The organism is Aneurinibacillus migulanus (assembly GCF_001274715.1).
Lineage (GTDB): Bacteria > Bacillota > Bacilli > Aneurinibacillales > Aneurinibacillaceae > Aneurinibacillus > Aneurinibacillus migulanus.
In genome coordinates this window covers 2,856,923-2,872,980 of sequence record NZ_LGUG01000004.1, presented here as the reverse complement: position 1 = coordinate 2,872,980, position 16,058 = coordinate 2,856,923, and the positions used below count along the sequence as shown (strand labels likewise).

19 protein-coding genes and 2 pseudogenes are annotated in these 16,058 nt (G+C 37.1%); 7 read left to right on the top strand and 14 right to left on the bottom strand.

From position 1 onward, the window contains the following. On the bottom strand, positions 1-433 hold a 433-nt coding region (locus tag AF333_RS33710; RefSeq protein ID WP_053432701.1), incomplete at its 3' end, for an RNA polymerase sigma factor. 611 nt (positions 434-1,044) lie between these two features. Beyond that, complete coding sequence (locus AF333_RS15670; RefSeq protein ID WP_043066373.1) at positions 1,045-1,944, bottom strand: hypothetical protein; 900 nt, start codon at positions 1,942-1,944, stop codon at positions 1,045-1,047. Positions 1,945-2,488: 544 nt separating this feature from the next. Between AF333_RS15670 and AF333_RS35415 the strand changes: the two genes are divergently transcribed. Next, positions 2,489-2,638 (top strand): hypothetical protein, encoded by a 150-nt coding sequence (locus AF333_RS35415; RefSeq protein WP_235496495.1) that lies wholly within the window; start codon positions 2,489-2,491, stop codon positions 2,636-2,638. A 155-nt stretch (positions 2,639-2,793) separates the two neighbouring features. Here AF333_RS35415 and AF333_RS15660 read toward each other — a convergent pair whose 3' ends face one another. The 3 genes and pseudogenes from AF333_RS15660 to AF333_RS35410 form a co-directional block, all read right to left on the bottom strand. Next, positions 2,794-4,056: an FtsW/RodA/SpoVE family cell cycle protein gene (locus AF333_RS15660; protein WP_043066375.1), complete on the bottom strand. Its 1,263-nt coding sequence runs from the start codon at positions 4,054-4,056 to the stop codon at positions 2,794-2,796. Between the two features lie 72 nt (positions 4,057-4,128). Further along, positions 4,129-4,915, bottom strand: a pseudogene (locus AF333_RS15655) (serine hydrolase domain-containing protein); the annotation flags it as partial. Position 4,916: 1 nt separating this feature from the next. Further along, positions 4,917-5,208, bottom strand: a 292-nt coding sequence (locus AF333_RS35410) for a serine hydrolase domain-containing protein (RefSeq protein WP_268753645.1), incomplete at its 3' end; no start/stop codon positions are given. Between the two features lie 542 nt (positions 5,209-5,750). Here AF333_RS35410 and AF333_RS35405 point away from each other — a divergent pair. Beyond that, positions 5,751-5,936, top strand: coding sequence for a hypothetical protein (locus AF333_RS35405; protein WP_235496494.1), 186 nt, complete (start codon positions 5,751-5,753; stop codon positions 5,934-5,936). An 89-nt stretch (positions 5,937-6,025) separates the two neighbouring features. After that, positions 6,026-6,343, top strand: coding sequence for a thermonuclease family protein (locus AF333_RS37475; RefSeq protein ID WP_080787750.1), 318 nt, complete (start codon positions 6,026-6,028; stop codon positions 6,341-6,343). A 356-nt stretch (positions 6,344-6,699) separates the two neighbouring features. On the opposite strand, the gene AF333_RS37190 is transcribed toward AF333_RS37475, so the two are convergent. From AF333_RS37190 to ant(6), 4 genes and pseudogenes are all read right to left on the bottom strand, one after another. Beyond that, on the bottom strand, positions 6,700-7,050 hold the full coding sequence (locus AF333_RS37190; protein WP_307723432.1) for a hypothetical protein: 351 nt from the start codon (positions 7,048-7,050) through the stop codon (positions 6,700-6,702). Positions 7,051-7,109: 59 nt separating this feature from the next. Continuing rightward, positions 7,110-7,256: a hypothetical protein gene (locus AF333_RS37185; protein ID WP_307723431.1), complete on the bottom strand. Its 147-nt coding sequence runs from the start codon at positions 7,254-7,256 to the stop codon at positions 7,110-7,112. Positions 7,257-7,460: 204 nt separating this feature from the next. After that, positions 7,461-7,706 (bottom strand): annotated as a pseudogene (locus AF333_RS32860) (IS1595 family transposase); the annotation flags it as partial. Positions 7,707-7,895: 189 nt separating this feature from the next. After that, complete coding sequence (gene ant(6) / locus AF333_RS15645) at positions 7,896-8,750, bottom strand: aminoglycoside 6-adenylyltransferase (RefSeq protein WP_043066377.1); 855 nt, start codon at positions 8,748-8,750, stop codon at positions 7,896-7,898. Positions 8,751-9,268: 518 nt separating this feature from the next. On the opposite strand from ant(6), the gene AF333_RS15640 reads away from it, so the two are divergent. Both AF333_RS15640 and AF333_RS15635 read left to right on the top strand, forming a co-directional pair. Further along, entirely contained in the window at positions 9,269-10,078 is an 810-nt protein-coding gene (locus tag AF333_RS15640) for a methyltransferase domain-containing protein (protein ID WP_043066378.1), read from the top strand. Positions 10,079-10,241: 163 nt separating this feature from the next. Further along, positions 10,242-10,466 carry an alpha/beta-type small acid-soluble spore protein gene (locus AF333_RS15635; RefSeq protein WP_043066379.1) on the top strand — a complete coding sequence of 75 codons (225 nt, stop codon included), beginning with the start codon at positions 10,242-10,244 and terminating at the stop codon, positions 10,464-10,466. Between the two features lie 497 nt (positions 10,467-10,963). On the opposite strand, the gene AF333_RS15630 is transcribed toward AF333_RS15635, so the two are convergent. The 3 genes from AF333_RS15630 to AF333_RS15625 form a co-directional block, all read right to left on the bottom strand. Beyond that, positions 10,964-11,323, bottom strand: coding sequence for a hypothetical protein (locus AF333_RS15630; RefSeq protein WP_043066380.1), 360 nt, complete (start codon positions 11,321-11,323; stop codon positions 10,964-10,966). A gap of 181 nt (positions 11,324-11,504) precedes the next feature. After that, complete coding sequence (locus AF333_RS33705) at positions 11,505-11,675, bottom strand: hypothetical protein (protein WP_235496493.1); 171 nt, start codon at positions 11,673-11,675, stop codon at positions 11,505-11,507. 102 nt (positions 11,676-11,777) lie between these two features. Continuing rightward, a complete protein-coding gene (locus AF333_RS15625) occupies positions 11,778-12,197 on the bottom strand; it encodes a hypothetical protein (RefSeq protein WP_043066381.1) in 420 nt (139 codons plus the stop codon). Between the two features lie 133 nt (positions 12,198-12,330). On the opposite strand from AF333_RS15625, the gene AF333_RS35400 reads away from it, so the two are divergent. Next, positions 12,331-12,501, top strand: a complete 171-nt coding sequence (locus AF333_RS35400; RefSeq protein ID WP_235496492.1) for a hypothetical protein — start codon at positions 12,331-12,333, stop codon at positions 12,499-12,501. Positions 12,502-12,503: 2 nt separating this feature from the next. Here AF333_RS35400 and AF333_RS15620 read toward each other — a convergent pair whose 3' ends face one another. Continuing rightward, on the bottom strand, positions 12,504-12,830 hold the full coding sequence (locus AF333_RS15620; protein WP_052812104.1) for a hypothetical protein: 327 nt from the start codon (positions 12,828-12,830) through the stop codon (positions 12,504-12,506). A gap of 395 nt (positions 12,831-13,225) precedes the next feature. Between AF333_RS15620 and AF333_RS15615 the strand changes: the two genes are divergently transcribed. Continuing rightward, positions 13,226-13,864 carry a site-specific integrase gene (locus tag AF333_RS15615; RefSeq protein WP_052812105.1) on the top strand — a complete coding sequence of 213 codons (639 nt, stop codon included), beginning with the start codon at positions 13,226-13,228 and terminating at the stop codon, positions 13,862-13,864. Positions 13,865-13,989: 125 nt separating this feature from the next. Here AF333_RS15615 and AF333_RS15610 read toward each other — a convergent pair whose 3' ends face one another. Beyond that, a complete protein-coding gene (locus AF333_RS15610; RefSeq protein ID WP_043066383.1) occupies positions 13,990-16,038 on the bottom strand; it encodes a molybdopterin-containing oxidoreductase family protein in 2,049 nt (682 codons plus the stop codon). Positions 16,039-16,058: the final 20 nt, after the last annotated feature.

The window sequence follows — 16,058 nt, the reverse complement described above, 5'->3', positions numbered from 1 at the left end:
CAATATGACGAAGTACAAGCACCGTTCGATAGTTTTCATCGAGCTCCATAATATACTTGTGCAAAACAGCATTTCGTTCTTTTTCCAAATAAATGGATTCCGGTGTCCTATGATGGACGAATGAATTCTCCTCATGACTACCGTTTTCCTGACTGATGTATGGGACACGTTTTTGTTTTCTCAGCTCATCGAGACAGTGATTAGTTGCAATACGGTATAGCCAGGATGAAAAGCTGTAATCAGGTTTATAGCTTTGTATGTGGAAGTATGCTTTAATAAATACTTCTTGCGCTAAATCTTGCGCATCTTGTGGTCGACCTATCATTCCATACAAAAAGGAGTAAATCTTTCCTTTGTATCGGTCTACAATCTGATTGTACGCCTGCTGATTTCCTTGTAAAACGAGTTCAACCAGCTCCTGATCGCTAGACATGTTTGTCCTCCTCTCCAAAAGTGATACTGTGCAGCTTTTACCTTTTTGCTTGTTCATTAGCTATAACGTACAATTTTAGAATATCTTTCTCATTTTCCTAAATTTTTTTTGTGAAGACCATCTGTTTTATTTTTCTATTAATTTTAAATATAGTCATATTCCATATGATAATAACTTCATATCAATTGGAATGGTACTATATACATCTCATTTGATACATCGACAAATGTTTATGGTAAGAGGTAAGAAAAGAAGGAAGGGCCATCCAACCTCTTCTTTTTCTGAATCGCCTCCTTCCAACCACGCTCCCCTGTCAAAAAATCAAGTGTAATTTATATATGCTGTATTACGACGATTCATGGTATACTCGTAAACAACATCCAGGATATCAAAAATCATTTTTTTCTCATATCGATGGGATTTTCGCCCGTTTTGCTGTAGGAGGTTGAACAAGCGAAAAAAAGATTACATTTGTGAAATTTAAAGTTGGATGGATATAAGAACTTAAGAAGAGAGGTAATTATCGTTAAATAAATTCTTTAACATATAATAATGATTAGATACATAAAAAAGCCGTTCCAATGAGAACGACTTCATTTGTTTCATATATGCTATTGTAAAAGCCCTGCATCTTCCAAAAAATCCCGTGAAATAATAAAAAATCTAATAATCTCATCTTTACTATTAAACTCGACCAGGATTGGTTCTTTTTCAGATGATATGGGCATAAACGCAACAGATCCGTTAAAATGATTCTTAGTAGAATTATCACTTACTTTCTTGATTTTGTATTCGTTAACTTCCTCTCCGTATAACCGTTTCAACAGGTCTTGCGCTTTTTCCTCTTTTGTGTTTCCTTCAAAATTGACTAAAGATAATTTTTCGAAGAAAAAAGATCGAACTTTACCTGTTTCATCAAATATTATGATAAATTCTTTATCATTTGTCTTTCCTTCCTCTCTTTTTCCGCTCTCATTAAACCAAAGAGAATATGTTTTCAATTGTTCCTCCCCCTTTATAACGGGTAGATACATGGCGGAATCATAAAGCTTAAGGTTCTTCACTTCCGGTGAAAGACTATAGACTTTATCTAAAGATGCTTGCACTGTTTCTGGTAATTCAGATTCAGAAATATTGGATACTACTTGAGTATACTCTGTTATCTTCTCTGTTTTTATGTCAAAGGTTAAGCCAAATGATTCTTTCTCATTACTTATTAATGACAAAGTAATCTCATTTATTTCTTTGCCCTTTTCTATCCTTTTAACTTTACTACCCTTGATTTTATATGCTTTTGTTCGTGGAAATTTATCATAGAATGACTCTAATGCCGATTTCATCCCTTTCTGGGCCATAATTTCATCAACAGTCAGTTCTTTCCACCAAAAACCTTCCCCTTGTTGAATCATTCCTTCCTCATGCTGGATTGGATTACTTTCCTGTTCAGCCGCGAAGACAGGCGTTGTAGCCAATAAACTGATCGCTAAAAATACAGTTGCTATTTTTTTCATGGTCTTATTCCCTCTCTTATTTATATTATATTTAGCCTTACCATATAGTTAAATTAGTTTAATCAGCTCCTAATGTTTATCCTCCCCCTCTAAAAAGGATGCTGCGCAGCTTTTCCCTTTTTACTTACTCATTAGCTATAACGTATAATTTCAAAATATCTTTCTCGTTTTCCCAAAAAATTTTTATGAAATAATCATGTACATAGCCGTGAATTCACTTTCTCATTTGTATTTTTCTGGCTCAAATCCTATTTGTATTTCAATCCATTAAGATACGCTACCTTTTGTTTCTTTTAATTGCTCATTTATTTCTACTCTATTTAAACGACCTTTTCATGATAAATATTTTTTTAACAAAAGAGACCGCTCCCCTGGAACTGAACTGTAACCCGAATAATGGACCCTTATAAAAAAGTCCATTATTCGGGTTTTTGGTATGGGGAAATGATAGAGAAAATCTATAAATTAAATTGGTATTTTCCTCATAGCTCATGCCTACTATATACATCTGATTTGATAAATCGACAAATTCTTGTAGTGAGAGGTGAGAGGTAAGAAAAGAAGGAAGGGCGGTGGGCGGGAGCGGTTGGAAAAAGACACGCTGGCCTTTCTTCTGCTGGAGCGCAGGGCGCATCCAACCTCTTCTTTTTTCGAATCGCCTCCTTCCAACCACGCTACCCTGTCAAAATATTAAGTGTAATTTATATAATATGCTTCTGGTAAAAATACAGATTTGACAACGATCTTCATACTCTAAGGATTAATCAGCTTCACAAAATATATTTTTAAATATTTCGAATGTGAAAAGAAAGACATGTTACGTCAAAGTGAAACGTTTTGTGAATAAGCTTAATTGTTTTTTATTATGTCTTTCCTTCTGTATATACTTAGTATCATTCCAATGGCCGCTAACTGGACTATAAATTGCACCCCACTATAATTACTAATAAAAGGAAGAGGAATACCCGTCCAGGGTACTAATCCTATTGACATTAGAATGTGAGAAAAGAATTGAGCAGAGAAAACAGTAAGGATACCAATAACTATTAATTTACCGTAAACATCCCCTACCATTCTAGCTACACCCATTATTCGAAACACGAAAAACACGGAAGAGACAAAAATAACAATTCCCATAAACCATCCAAAGCTATGAATAACATATGTAAAAATCATATCGCTTTGTATGTTAAAAAAGCTTTTGATGAAAGGTGATTCAAATCCATGCCCCCACATCCCTGCAAAGCGGATTGTTTCTAAAGATTGTAAATTCCGGTCTAGATGATGGTCATATGGATGTAAAAGTATGTAGGTTCTGTATGGACTGCCTAAAACAAATACCAGGAAAAAGACGACAACAGGAGTCATTAAGCATACAAATTCCTTCCAACTTCTTTTGCTGAATACAAGCAATATCATAAAACTTAAAAAATAAGTAAGCAAAGGAAAAGTTACATCACTTTCGATATATAAATACACGGGTACTAAAATAAAAATAATGAATTTTTCTAGTATGCTTTGCTTTTTCCATCTATTTGAAACCATAATACCGGCTAATGCAATGATGAATAAATACGGTGTAATGGATATAAAGTCAATTATTTTACCCCCTAGGTTTAGCATTAGTTTGCCGTCTCTAAGCGACTCAATAATGATTGTATATACCATTACCAATAAAGTCAGCATATAAAGGTACCAGGAGAAATACGTAAATTTCCGATAGTCAAAGAACCATAAAAACAGCATGAGAACTGTTCCAATACAGGTATACATAATTTTTTCGGAAAAAAATTGACCTTGAGAAATCGCATACGTTGCTGTCAATCCTATGCTAAGAAAAACAGCTACTAATCCTATTAAGCCCCATTCCATTTTTGGTTTATGGACTTTATGCAGCTGTTTCCCTAAAAGTATAGGATCCCCCATTTGGCGAATCGCTTGTTGCATCGCTTCTTCCTTGTGAACACCTTCTTTGATCTTCTGCTCAATAACGTCATTTAAATGGCTTTCAAGTCCAGCTCTAATCTCACTATGTATTTCTTTAGCTTTAATTTGTCCGCATACCAGATCAAGAAAGTCACTTACCTTATCACAATATTGGGTATCACTCATACACTTCCCTCCCCTAGAGCACGATCCACAGTCGTACGGAAATAAAGTTAATTTATCAATTGCAGTCGCTCGTTATCTTATTGAATTTTTAAGATAGCAAGATTTTTTATCATCAAGCAGCAACCGTAATATATTTCTGGCTAGTTGATAATAATGCTTGTCATCACAATTCATTAGGATCGCTACAGCAATTTCAGCTGAAGGAACCATCGAAATAATCGCTCTTACTCCAAGTTGAGAGCCATCATGCTCCACTAGCGTAGTCCCTTGGAATTCTTCTACAAAAAAGCCATACCCATAGTACGTAGGGTTCCCTTCTCTCTCCCATTCAGAACATACTCGCACGTGCGGATTCAGCATTTCTTTCAAGGAGGATGAACGAATTAACGTATTGGATTCCCCTCCTACTATATGGCTCATAAATTTCGCCATATCATTCGCTGTAGAATAAACAAATCCACTGGGTGCTGCTAGCTGATTCACCGGGAGAGGGATTTGTTTTAATCCCTCCAGCAAATAGTACTGTGCTTTTTGGTTACTGTTTATATACTCTTTCATATACGTTGTCGTGTCATTCATTTCTAAAGGTTCAAAAATGTATTTTTGAATATACTCTTCCCACTTCATCTTTGTTACTTTTTCTAACACATCAGCTAATAGGGTATATCCCGCGGTAAAGTATTCCCACTCCTCCCCTGGCTTCCTTGTTAGTTCAAATGCAGCGAACCATTTTGTTATATCCTCACGACTTCTTATCCTTAATACTTCTTCTTCCGTTAAACCATAATAAGATAATGCTTCCTCGTACTCATCAGGCGTATCCGAAAAAATCTCCTTTGCATTAGGAGCAATCATATGTNTAATGGTTATTCGATCTGAGATTTCCTTGTTTTTTGTTTGGAAATACGGTAGATATTTCACTACAGGATCATCTAACTGAATTTGCCCCTTTTCCACTAGTTGCATAATGGATATAGCTAGTATTATTTTTGAGACACTTTGGAGATTCATAAGCGTATCGGCTGTCATAGGAGTTGTATATTCGTGAATTTGAGCGTTACCAAAGCCTTCAGAAAGTATGGTATTTTCATTTTGCACGACTGCAACACTTATACCTACAGATTGATTTTTTTCCATATGCTTTTGAATCATTGAACGAACTCTTGCCTGGATCGACTCCATTTATTTCCCTCCAATAATTGATTTACACAAGTAATACGGTGCAACGTTTATCCATTCTTTAGATGAGAGCTCATATACGCCGTAACCCATTTTGCTTTCTACTATCCTTCTTGCATTAAATACCAGCTTGCATACTGGACTTCTGTCAAGATAGTAAACACATTTTTTTCTTACACTACCTGATTCAAGTACACACGTTTGCCAATCAGGTGGCGTGTGCTACCAAGAAAATCAATAACTACTGTGTAAAACGAATTCAATCAGCTCCTGAATGCTAAACATGTTTGTCCTTCTCTCCAAAAGTGATGCTACTTTCTTCCTTGTTCACTAGCTATAACGTAAAATTTTAGAATATCTTTCTCATTTTCCCAGAAACTCATTTTTTTCGGGCACAGTGGGGAAACTAGCCTTAATTTTGGACAATTTAGTAGTATTGATGGTAAGATAAATAATAGTTTATTGATTGAATACCTTAACGGTATACATCTGATTTGATAAATTGACAAATGTTTATGGTAGGAGGTAAGAAAAGAAGGAAGGGCGGTGGGCGGGAACGGCCGGAAAAAGATACGTTTGCCTTTCTTCTGCCGGATCGCAGGGCGCATCCAACCTCTTTTTGTCTGAATCGCCTACTTCCAACCACGCTGCCCTGTCAAGGTATCAAGTGTGATTTATATAGATTACCATTCTACACCTAACCACTATTTTCCTTTTCTAACTAACTCGCCGCTTTAGTTTAATAAGAAAAACGGTGCTAAGTGGGCGTTAAAAGACGGAGAATACCACTATCATAACGGAGGCAGTACAAAAACAACCCAACCAGCTCCTACAAAACCGGCTACAATCATACGGCCCAGAAGCTTCCACTTACACGAAAAAACGCAAACGTAACTTTAATCAACAACGCGACAAATACGGGCGTCTGCTGTATGTATGGTTAGGCAACGCTAAGAATCCGAAAGCTGAAATGTTTAATCAGACGTTAGTGAAAGAAGACTATGCTCAGGTTGCTACGTTCCCGCCAAATGTGAAGTATACAAATAATTTTGTGAAGCTTCAGAAACAGGCTCGGAATGCTAAAAAAGGGCTTTGGCGAGAAAAGTAAATATGACATTCTATGAGTTTTGGTGTAAACGAGATGAAAACGGTGAAATAGTCGAAGTTACAAGCAAAGCTCATTCTTTAAATACAACAATTGAAACTCCTAAAAGCTACCCCCCATCCATCAAGTTAAGAACACTATTCCTAAAGAGACAAGCCCGTTACCCTTTTCTTATATCAAATAGAAAGGATGACGGGCTTTTTTATGAATAGCTCTGTTAAATAATATTGTTGATAATCAAATATAAATCAAGGACCTTATTTGAGGTCCTTGATTTTATCTTTATTTAGAAAGCACTCGATAGTTCAAGAACTTTTAAAGGTATCCAATCCAATTATGTCCTTCAGGAAATTGCTTTTTTAGAGAAAGTTTAAGCCATTTTTTTCTTCTGGTGATAGTAAAGGGAGCATTGTTTGAAAATCCTTAAAATCCTTTTCTCTAACTTTCGAAGAACCAGCCTTATAAAGAAGTTGAATTTCTGGCTTTAAATAGGGGATGCCTTCGCTCGTTCTTATATATATACTGCTCTTTGGTTGTTTAATTGACTTTTCTCTTCTATAAACCCAATCATCATTTACACTATCTATAAACATAATTTGAAATGACCAGGGAGAATTTGCATTCTTACTCACCCATACATCATTTATGGGCTCTAAAAATTCTCCATCTTCCCAAGGATTGAGCTTTCCATTCTCTGCTTTATATAACATCCACTCACTACTTAGAGACTGGTAAACATCTTGTTGCTGCTCTCGATAAATAACAACGTCTAAATCACTATGTTCTCTACTTTTTTACCCAAATGTAAATCTAATGCCTCTCCTCCCGCAATACACCAAATAGCTGTCATTTTAGAGAATACTTGATTAATTTCTTTTATGGATATTGGTAACCAATTATCTATATCAGTTCTCAAATGCTTCCCCCCATTTACTTTATGCATTGTCACATTTCTTTAATTTACGACGCTAGTTAAACAAGGAAAAGCCAAGATTATAAATTGAATGTCGATAATCTTAAGCTCTCATAAGTAGTATTAGTGGATAACAAGCAACTATCTATAACCATTTTACTTACTGTTGCGGCAGGAACTGAAACCAACTCAAATGAATGCCCGTCAAGCATCTATGCAAAGGATATTCGATTTGGATAGCTTGGAGCCGATTGCTTTCTCTAAGCGGGATTTTACAATACAACCTTGCCCAATCACTTTGGAATAAGTTAGTTTTTGACGGTCTCTAGCAATCAATACACAAACTTGTTCCTTGTTGATACCACGGAATTGAGAAGCACCACCACGATTGCGGGCTTTACAATCCCGCTTCTCTTTTTCAGAGTATAGGAAATAAGTCTCATCCATTTCGACTGTATGTCGTGGAAGATCGACATCTGTTAGTGGTTTTATATTATTACAACGTTAAAAAATTATATTGATTAAATCACCTGTCTCCTCTTTGCTACCTGAATGGTGGCTCTTTTCTTTAATCTCCTCCAAATTGTTGATTTTGCTCACAAAAAGTAACCGCCCACTAAAAAGGCGGTCAATTTACATCGTTCACGTCAATGAATTATAAATATTTACAGTATACGTAGTGATAGCTTCATCGTAATCTGGATACTTATATCCAAGACTTCCTGCCACTGCCTTAGAGTATTTTCTAAATAACTCATAACAAGCAAATAAAGACTGCCACATTTCTTGATAGCCATTCTGAGAATAAGTTGATAGTATTGCTTCCCAATCTTCATTTGGAAGGTAACGATTTATAAATTTATAGTTCTTCCCCACGCTAAAGGTATATCCTTGCTCTGATCCGATTTGCCAAGCCATCATTCTCAACAAATTAGGTCGTGCAATCTCATTTAAATGGTCAATAGCAAAAAGGATTTCTTTTCTCGCTAACCCTTTTACTACGTAAGTTGAAACCATCCAGAACTCATTGCAACAATCATCAAATTCTCTTGCTGTTGGCTTTTTAATCCAATATTGACGGTCATCTGCGATCACTTCATTTTTGATAAGAGTATCCTTATCAAGCAAAACTTTCACTAAACCGTCGCTCTTGGTAAAATAATCCTCTACCTCGTTAATTGGAATAAGTGTTAGGTCTAATTTATTACCATCCTCAAAAAGAATTATATATGAAAACCAATTCCCTAATTCTGACGGAAAAAGCTCCATATCCTCGGGTTTTTGCATCATCATACGATTTCCAAAAATGTTGAGCCATTGATCATTTTCCTTGAAAGAATCAATATTTGTTACAAAGTAAGAAATGTCATAATCTTGGAATGTATCTGGAGGAATATTTTTGTTTGTACGTGACCCTTCCAAAGTTACCAATCGGATTCTATTATCTTTCATGGCAAAATCTACAAGCATATTCATCATTTCTTGTTCACTTCTCAATACAGTAGTCCTCCGTTCTAACCTTTATCTTGTGTAGTCTTAAAAATAGAGCGTCTATATTGCCACATCACTTTGACGAAGGCTGGTATTTGTCACTTTTATCGTGAAAAAACATGAAGGTACGAGTATATTTTTCTTATTCGACGTTGTGTTTCCATATTCCTTGCTGTCTAAGTAACTAAACCAAGCCGAATAACGCACAAACTGAGGAGCGTATGCAAGGAGCTGACGATTTTGAATTGCTTGTACAGTGATATTTGTTACATCAAAAAAGGTACGTTGTCAGCCATTCGATACCATGTCATGATCTAGACCCTTCCTTGATAAGAAATGAACAAGAAGGTTATGGTATCGTTATTTTTCCTTGTTGAATACATGTCTCAACTTGCATAACAAATATATAGCTAATATCTATAAAATTTATTTATTTTATATATTAGTCCAATATAAAGTTAAACGATAAAATTGATATCATCATGTTAATAGAAAACAGAGACTTGTTATGAGGGGAGATACGTATGGACAAAAGTACTGCACGAAATCGGGCTGAATTATCGGGAAAGTTGACAAACGTACTAAATTCCCGATCGTTAACAAATTCTCATAAAAGGCTTGCAGATATACTCACTAAAGATATGACCGTTCTTGATGTTGGTTGTGGCACTGGGGCAATTACTCGTGGAATAGCAGAAGTAGTTGGTCCGAACGGGCGTGTTGTAGGAATTGATAATAATCCAACCTTAATCGAAAAAGCCCGTCAAGCTCATGGTGAAACGCCAGGATTAACTTTTGAAACACGTGACATCTATAATCTTGCCTATGACGGACAATTTGACATTGTTACCTGTGCTCGTGTTTTAATATGGCTATCTGACCCGTTGAAAGCATTGAAAATGATGATACGTGCCACTAAAATGGGTGGACGGATTTTGATCGCTGATTATAATCATGAGAAGATAGCATGGGAACCACAACCTCCCTCAAGTATGCTTTCTTTCTATTCTGCATATTTGAAATGGCGTTCTGATGCAGGTATGGATAATGCGATCGCTGATCACCTTTCTGATATGTTTCAAAGAAGCGGTATTGAAGAAGTTACCATAACTCCTCAACATGAAGCAACTAAACGAGCAGATCCAGATTTCCAAACTCGTATTAGCATATGGGCAGATACGGCTTCAAGCAGGGGAATTCAAATGAAAAGAGATGGGTATATCACTGAAAAGGAATATGTGATAGCGGAAAAAGAATATAGGGAATGGGTGATTCAAGACGCCCAATCTTTAACGATGTATATGCTAGCAGTTGAGGGTGTACGACATTTGTAAATTCTTAGGAACATCAATTTTCCCGCCATAAAATCCGAATACCAAGAAAATTAACCGAATTTTATTAGATAAAATTACCAATCTATCCTATGCATAATTTCTTTCCTATGTGGAATTTTAAGACTATCAGGCACCAAAATTAAGCATATAGGAGATGGTAGTTATGCCAAGAACGCAACAAGTTTCTAACAACAGAAATCAATTACTTACGCCACAAGCGCGTACATCCTTGGATCAAATGAAGTATGAAATCGCATCAGAATTCGGTGTAACTCTTGGTCCAGATACTACATCACGTCAAAACGGTTCCGTTGGTGGCGAAATTACAAAACGTCTTGTGCAAATGGCTGAACAGCAACTAGGTGGACAATTAGGGCGTATTCAGTAAATAAATTAGATCTATCCCCTACTCCTCTGCCTATCCTATAGGACGGAAAACAGCCAAAAACCTTCCAACAATCTGGAAGGTTTTTCATTTGTTTAAAAGTGCTTTCCCGCTTTTTTTATGATCGGTCTTTATTAGGTATTAAAATAAGACCAATAACTTGCTCATACAGCTACTTGCTTTTTTAACAGGAAATTTATACAACAAAAAAAGACCAATATGTTGGTAGACTGAATTCTGGACACGCAGAACCGAGAATGCGACAATAAAAGCATTCTAAATCGAGGTGTCTACGATGGCAAAAAAGTACAGTCAAGAATTCAAGCACCAAGCTGNCATTCTAAATCGAGGTGTCTACGATGGCAAAAAAGTACAGTCAAGAATTCAAGCACCAAGCTGTCCAACTCATTCTAGAAGAGGGGAAGTGTACCTCCGAATTAAATTTGGCTAATTAAACAAACATATTGTATGTATTTACTCACGGTCACCTGTTAAAGAACCTATTTGGCGATAATAACTTCCTTTCTTTTCTCTTGTCCTTGTATCCATTCAACATCAATTTTCACAAATGTAATTTCCTTTTTTGCTTGTTCAAAAGTAGAAATTTGACTTATATCACGATTGTTATCAAAAGATGTTTTAAATTTCATATTAGTCACTTCATCAATATTTTTTGGAACAACAACTGTATTTTGATCTAGCTTTCCGTTTATTAAGCTAAATATAACTTTTCCGCTCCAATTTTCTGATCTTCCTTCAAACGTAAGACTCTGACTAGCTAATACATTACTATATGTTCCCAAGCTATCAAGAGAACTAATCAAGATAATAATAAAAGTGGAAATAACAATTTTTCTCATAAGGAAACACCTCACAAGTATTGTCTCCAAACATTTCATAAATATAAAAAATACATGATTTAATTGCTGCAACTCGAGTGATTTACACATTCAAAGTTTAGACTTGTTGATATACTGAAAAAGAGCTACCCAATTAAAGGTAGCTTCTTCTCGTCCTCAATATAAATGACCTTATCGGATACTATGGCATATGATTATCACTATTTGCATTTGGAGGACGTATAGGATCGTTTGCAGGGGTATATCCTTCTTCTCTAACCAGGTCTTCTATTCTTCTTGGCTTTCTAACTGGTTTTGAAAACATGGCATATGCAATAAGATAAATAATTACAGTAGCAGAAATCCACCACATCATTATCCCCCCCTCATTCCACATCTCCATCTTTATTTTACTGTAATTTCCAAATAAATAAAACCAGCTACTGTGAAATGTAACAGATTTATATGTGCGATGTTATAAGGTGTTTTTTAACAAAAACGGACGTATTTCATATTTGAAATGGGTTAGAAATATTTTATTTTCATCATCAAACAGAAGTAATAAAGGTCTTTCAGGTTCATTTTGAATAATAAGATATACCTCGTTGACTAGGCTATGAAATAGTTGATTTTCTACTTGCATTGATGGTTCAATGGGAATTTTATAAATCATGCCAGTCTTAAAATTAAGATCTGCTCTTGGTGATAATTCATGTATTGATTTAATGCATAATCGAACCTCTTTCTGGATTTGGTCTGTATTTGGAATCGTTTTAACAACCTTCCTTTTAGAAACGTCGAATACCTCTACTTCAGTGAGACTTTTCGCTTCACTAATTATAGTTCCACATATACTAAAAGCAAGGATTAAAGCAATGAACAGCTTCTTTATCACATTTAAACACCTCGTTAAGTAACGTCCCCAATCCGTTGCTTGATTATTATAAATGATGTTATCGAACATTATAAGGATTAAATAGAATGTTCCTTGTTGCCATATGAGTATGATGTCGAAATAATTTTTAAAGATGAACCAAGAGTTCGTTATTATTATGGTTGGAATGATAAAAATAAAACTGCTGTACATCAAACTGGATATAGTGGCGATGCTAAAAAACATAAAGAATAAAGCCGTTCTAATTGTAGAGCGGCTTAATCTCATAAGCGACATTATCGAACATAAACCTTATTTATTTTAACGTTACTGACTGTTTGGTTTGAAAATAAATGACTGTTTATATTTTCTACCTTCAAGTTTTGTTTTACCATCTCTGGCCAATTTGCTTTCATCTTGCCAGGATACAATAACTTCAACCTCTTTTGCCTTAACAGATAAAGGGAAATTTTTATGCAGGAGTATGATTTGTCCCTGCTTAATTGTTCCAATTGGGTTTGAAAACAATCCAAACTTAGTCAGAGAATTGGGTTCATCTCGATATACTTCAACTGTTACATTATGAAGGGTATGTCCATTATTCTTTATTTCTAGACTATATACATCAAACACACCTGGCTTTGATTTTATCATATCTGGTGCATCTAATCGGGCTTCTCCGATTCTAATTGACCATTGTTCTGTATTTTTTGTAACTGGTGTCTTAAATATCTCGGCATTTACACTTCCAGCTGAACTAAACAGTAAGAAAAAACTGCAAACAAAAGACAGGCTATTTTTTGATACATATTTATCCCCCTATTTACTTGCAAATTTAGCTTTATTATGGGGATTGGTAAAAAAAATATTCATAAGCTAAGTAACGAATCTTATTAGACGTTAGTTGCTACTGGTTCATGATTAGCTAAATGCAAAGTAAATCTAAACATGATATCCCTCCATTTTAATCAGACTGTGAACAAAACAAAATCCCTCTCACAATTAAGCGAGAGGGATACAATACAGGAGCGTATGTAGAGCCTTCAAATATGAAATATGAGAGTTATCTGCATGAATGGTTAGAAGGTAAAAGTAATATAACTGTTTGGGATATTGCAGAAATTAACAAGTTTCTACAAGTTGCCGAAAATAAAGGGAATTATTATCCGGCATTCTTCCTAGGTATTATGACAGGAATGCGGCAAGATGAGATACTAGGTCTTAGCTGGAAGGATGTGGATTTGGACAACGGAATAATTTATATCACACAAATATTGTCGCATGATGGTAGCGAGATATTTACAAGAGCAAAGACTAAACAAAGTATTCGCAGTGTATCTATTTCACCTAACACAGTTGATTTTTTAAGAACTCTCAAGGAGCAGCAAGGATTGAATGATATGGTGGTACAATCCTCTAAAGGCACACCTGTCAGTCCATCTAATCTAATTAAAGAAATGAAAAGAATAATAAAACTAGCAGGAGTTCCACCAATTCGCTTTCATGATTTAAGACATACCCATGCTACTCTTATGCTCAAAAATGGAGAACATGTTAAAGTCGTCTCTGAACGGTTAGGACACAGCAAGATTCAAATGACACTGGATACTTATAGCCATGTTTTGCCCAACATGCAAGCAAACGCTACCAAAAGACTTGATGCCTTATTCCTTAACAATAACTCTTAGTGCATTTGTCACCAAAAATGTCACCAATTATGTATGATTTAACTATAAAAGCATGACACTCGTAGGTATAAAAAGAAAAGCCCTTACTGTACAAAGACTTTTCCCAAATAAAAAGCAGCATCCTATTAAGATAATTTCTCTACTTCTACCCGGGCCGAGAAGAACGTTGCTCCGCCGCCCATATCTGCCAGACGACTCGGCGTCAGGACATTAACAAGCTGCTTCGTTCCTGGAGACTCCGCCCATAAACCCTGGCTAACAGCCACACCCGGTAGCACATTCTCACCAACAGACGCTGTCAATTCGCACTCTCCACGTCGATTGTAAACCCGCACTTTTTCTCCGTTCTCAATCCCACGCTTACGCGCTTCCTCTGGATGAAGATGCAGTCGTGGAATTTTCTCCAGCTTTACATGCACCTCATTATTGGAAAACGTCGAATTCAAAAAGTTATGATTCGGCGCAGACACGAATAAAAGCGGGAACGTTTCTTCCTCCCGAATCGGTTCATATGTCGGCAGCGGAGGCAATCCCTCTTTCTCCATTCGTTCCGAATACAGTTCGATTTTTCCGCTCGGTGTAGGCAAGGTACCTGGAAATACAGGTCTTTTGCTGCGATCGATCTTCATACAAGGCGTCTCAAGCAACTTTTCATACGTAATGCCATTCAAATAAGGGTTCACCGAATCGTCGAGCATCTGACGAATCATCTCTTCTTCGGTATCCTTGAGCGCCTGCTCCGTAAAGTCCATTGCTTCTGACAGCAGTCGAAACACCTCTACATTTGACTTGCTTTCACCGTACCTCTCTATTACAGGCTGATGCAAATTCACATAATAGTGCCAATAAGATGTATACAAATCCAGGTTTTCAAACGCAGAAGTAGCCGGAAGTATAACATCTGCGTAATGTGCCGTTTCCGTCAAAAACAAATCATGTACAACAGTAAATACATCCTCGCGTGCGAACCCGTCTCTCACTTTGTTTCCGTTTGGCGCAACAACAAGCGGGTTGCTATTGTAGACAAACAACGAATAAATCGGCGGGGTAAGCTCTGTCAGTGCCTCGCCAATTTGGTTCATATTAATCGAGCGTGTACGGTTCTTCAATAAATCAGGTCGCTGCAGTACCTGAAAGTTCACCGCAGAAAAGCCACTGTTGCCTTTAATCGCACCACCACCACGGACATGCCACTGTCCGGTCAGCGCAGGCAAGCAAGCTACAGTACGCACAAACATGCCTCCGTTGTCATGATGTTGCGGCCCGTTGCCGATGCGAATAAATGAAGGAGAAGTCGTACCGTACATCCTTGCCAGCTTATAAATATCTTCGACAGGCACGCCCGTAATCTCCGATACACTGGCGGGATCATATTGTTTGACATGCTCGCGCAATTCTTCATGGCCGAAGGTATAGTCGGCAAGAAATGTTTCATCAATCATATTCTCTGCAAACAGAACATGCATCAAACCGAGCGCAAGCGCCGTATCGGTTCCCGGCAGAATCGGAATAAACCAATCGGCCCAGCGGCCTGTCTGGTTTTTATGCACATCGATGACGACAACCTGCGCACCGTTCTTCCGCGCTTTCTCTGCCAATGTAACTTGATGCATATTGGTGCTGACCGCGTTACAGCCCCAGAAGATGAATAGCTTTGTTTCGGTCGTCTCTTCCGGATCCGTTCCGTAACTGCCTCCCATCGTGTATGCATACCCGATCGTTCCAGCCGAGGTGCAGATGGTCCGCTCAAGCTGGCTGGCGCCTAGATGATGAAAAAAGCGGCGATCCATCCCTTCCGCATTCAAAATACCCATATTCCCATAAAAGCTGTACGGTAAAATGCTCTCAGCTCCATGTTTGGCAATAAGACTTTTCCATTTCTCCGCAATCGTTCCGATTGCCTCTTCCCACGTAATACGCTCGAACTTCCCTTCCCCTTTTGCGCCTACACGCTTCATCGGGTATTTAAGACGCTTTGGATCGTAAATACGCGCTGTCATATTGCGCACCTTATTACAAATGGCTCCCTGGGTTACTGGATGCGCTGGATCACCTGTAACTTTAATGATTTTTCCGTCTTTTTTATGGACAAGCAGCCCGCACGTATCCGGGCAATCAAGTGAGCAAACGGAAGGAAACACACCATCTTTTTGTGCTGCATAGGAAGTATTCATTCTCTCACCTCTGCCTTTTA

Excerpts from the sequence above, each read along its gene's own strand:
- AF333_RS15615 (WP_052812105.1), top strand. The coding sequence starts at position 13,226 with ATGAAATATGAGAGTTATCTGCATGAATGGTTAGAAGGTAAAAGTAAT.
- AF333_RS15620 (WP_052812104.1), bottom strand. The coding sequence starts at position 12,830 with ATGATAAAATCAAAGCCAGGTGTGTTTGATGTATATAGTCTAGAAATA.
- AF333_RS15640 (WP_043066378.1), top strand. The coding sequence starts at position 9,269 with ATGGACAAAAGTACTGCACGAAATCGGGCTGAATTATCGGGAAAGTTG.
- AF333_RS35405 (WP_235496494.1), top strand. The coding sequence starts at position 5,751 with ATGGTAGGAGGTAAGAAAAGAAGGAAGGGCGGTGGGCGGGAACGGCCG.
- AF333_RS15635 (WP_043066379.1), top strand. The coding sequence starts at position 10,242 with ATGCCAAGAACGCAACAAGTTTCTAACAACAGAAATCAATTACTTACG.
- AF333_RS35400 (WP_235496492.1), top strand. The coding sequence starts at position 12,331 with ATGAACCAAGAGTTCGTTATTATTATGGTTGGAATGATAAAAATAAAA.
- AF333_RS37190 (WP_307723432.1), bottom strand. The coding sequence starts at position 7,050 with ATGTTATATAAAGCAGAGAATGGAAAGCTCAATCCTTGGGAAGATGGA.
- AF333_RS15670 (WP_043066373.1), bottom strand. The coding sequence starts at position 1,944 with ATGAAAAAAATAGCAACTGTATTTTTAGCGATCAGTTTATTGGCTACA.
- AF333_RS15660 (WP_043066375.1), bottom strand. The coding sequence starts at position 4,056 with ATGAGTGATACCCAATATTGTGATAAGGTAAGTGACTTTCTTGATCTG.
- AF333_RS33705 (WP_235496493.1), bottom strand. The coding sequence starts at position 11,675 with ATGTGGTGGATTTCTGCTACTGTAATTATTTATCTTATTGCATATGCC.
- AF333_RS15610 (WP_043066383.1), bottom strand. The coding sequence starts at position 16,038 with ATGAATACTTCCTATGCAGCACAAAAAGATGGTGTGTTTCCTTCCGTT.
- AF333_RS15630 (WP_043066380.1), bottom strand. The coding sequence starts at position 11,323 with ATGAGAAAAATTGTTATTTCCACTTTTATTATTATCTTGATTAGTTCT.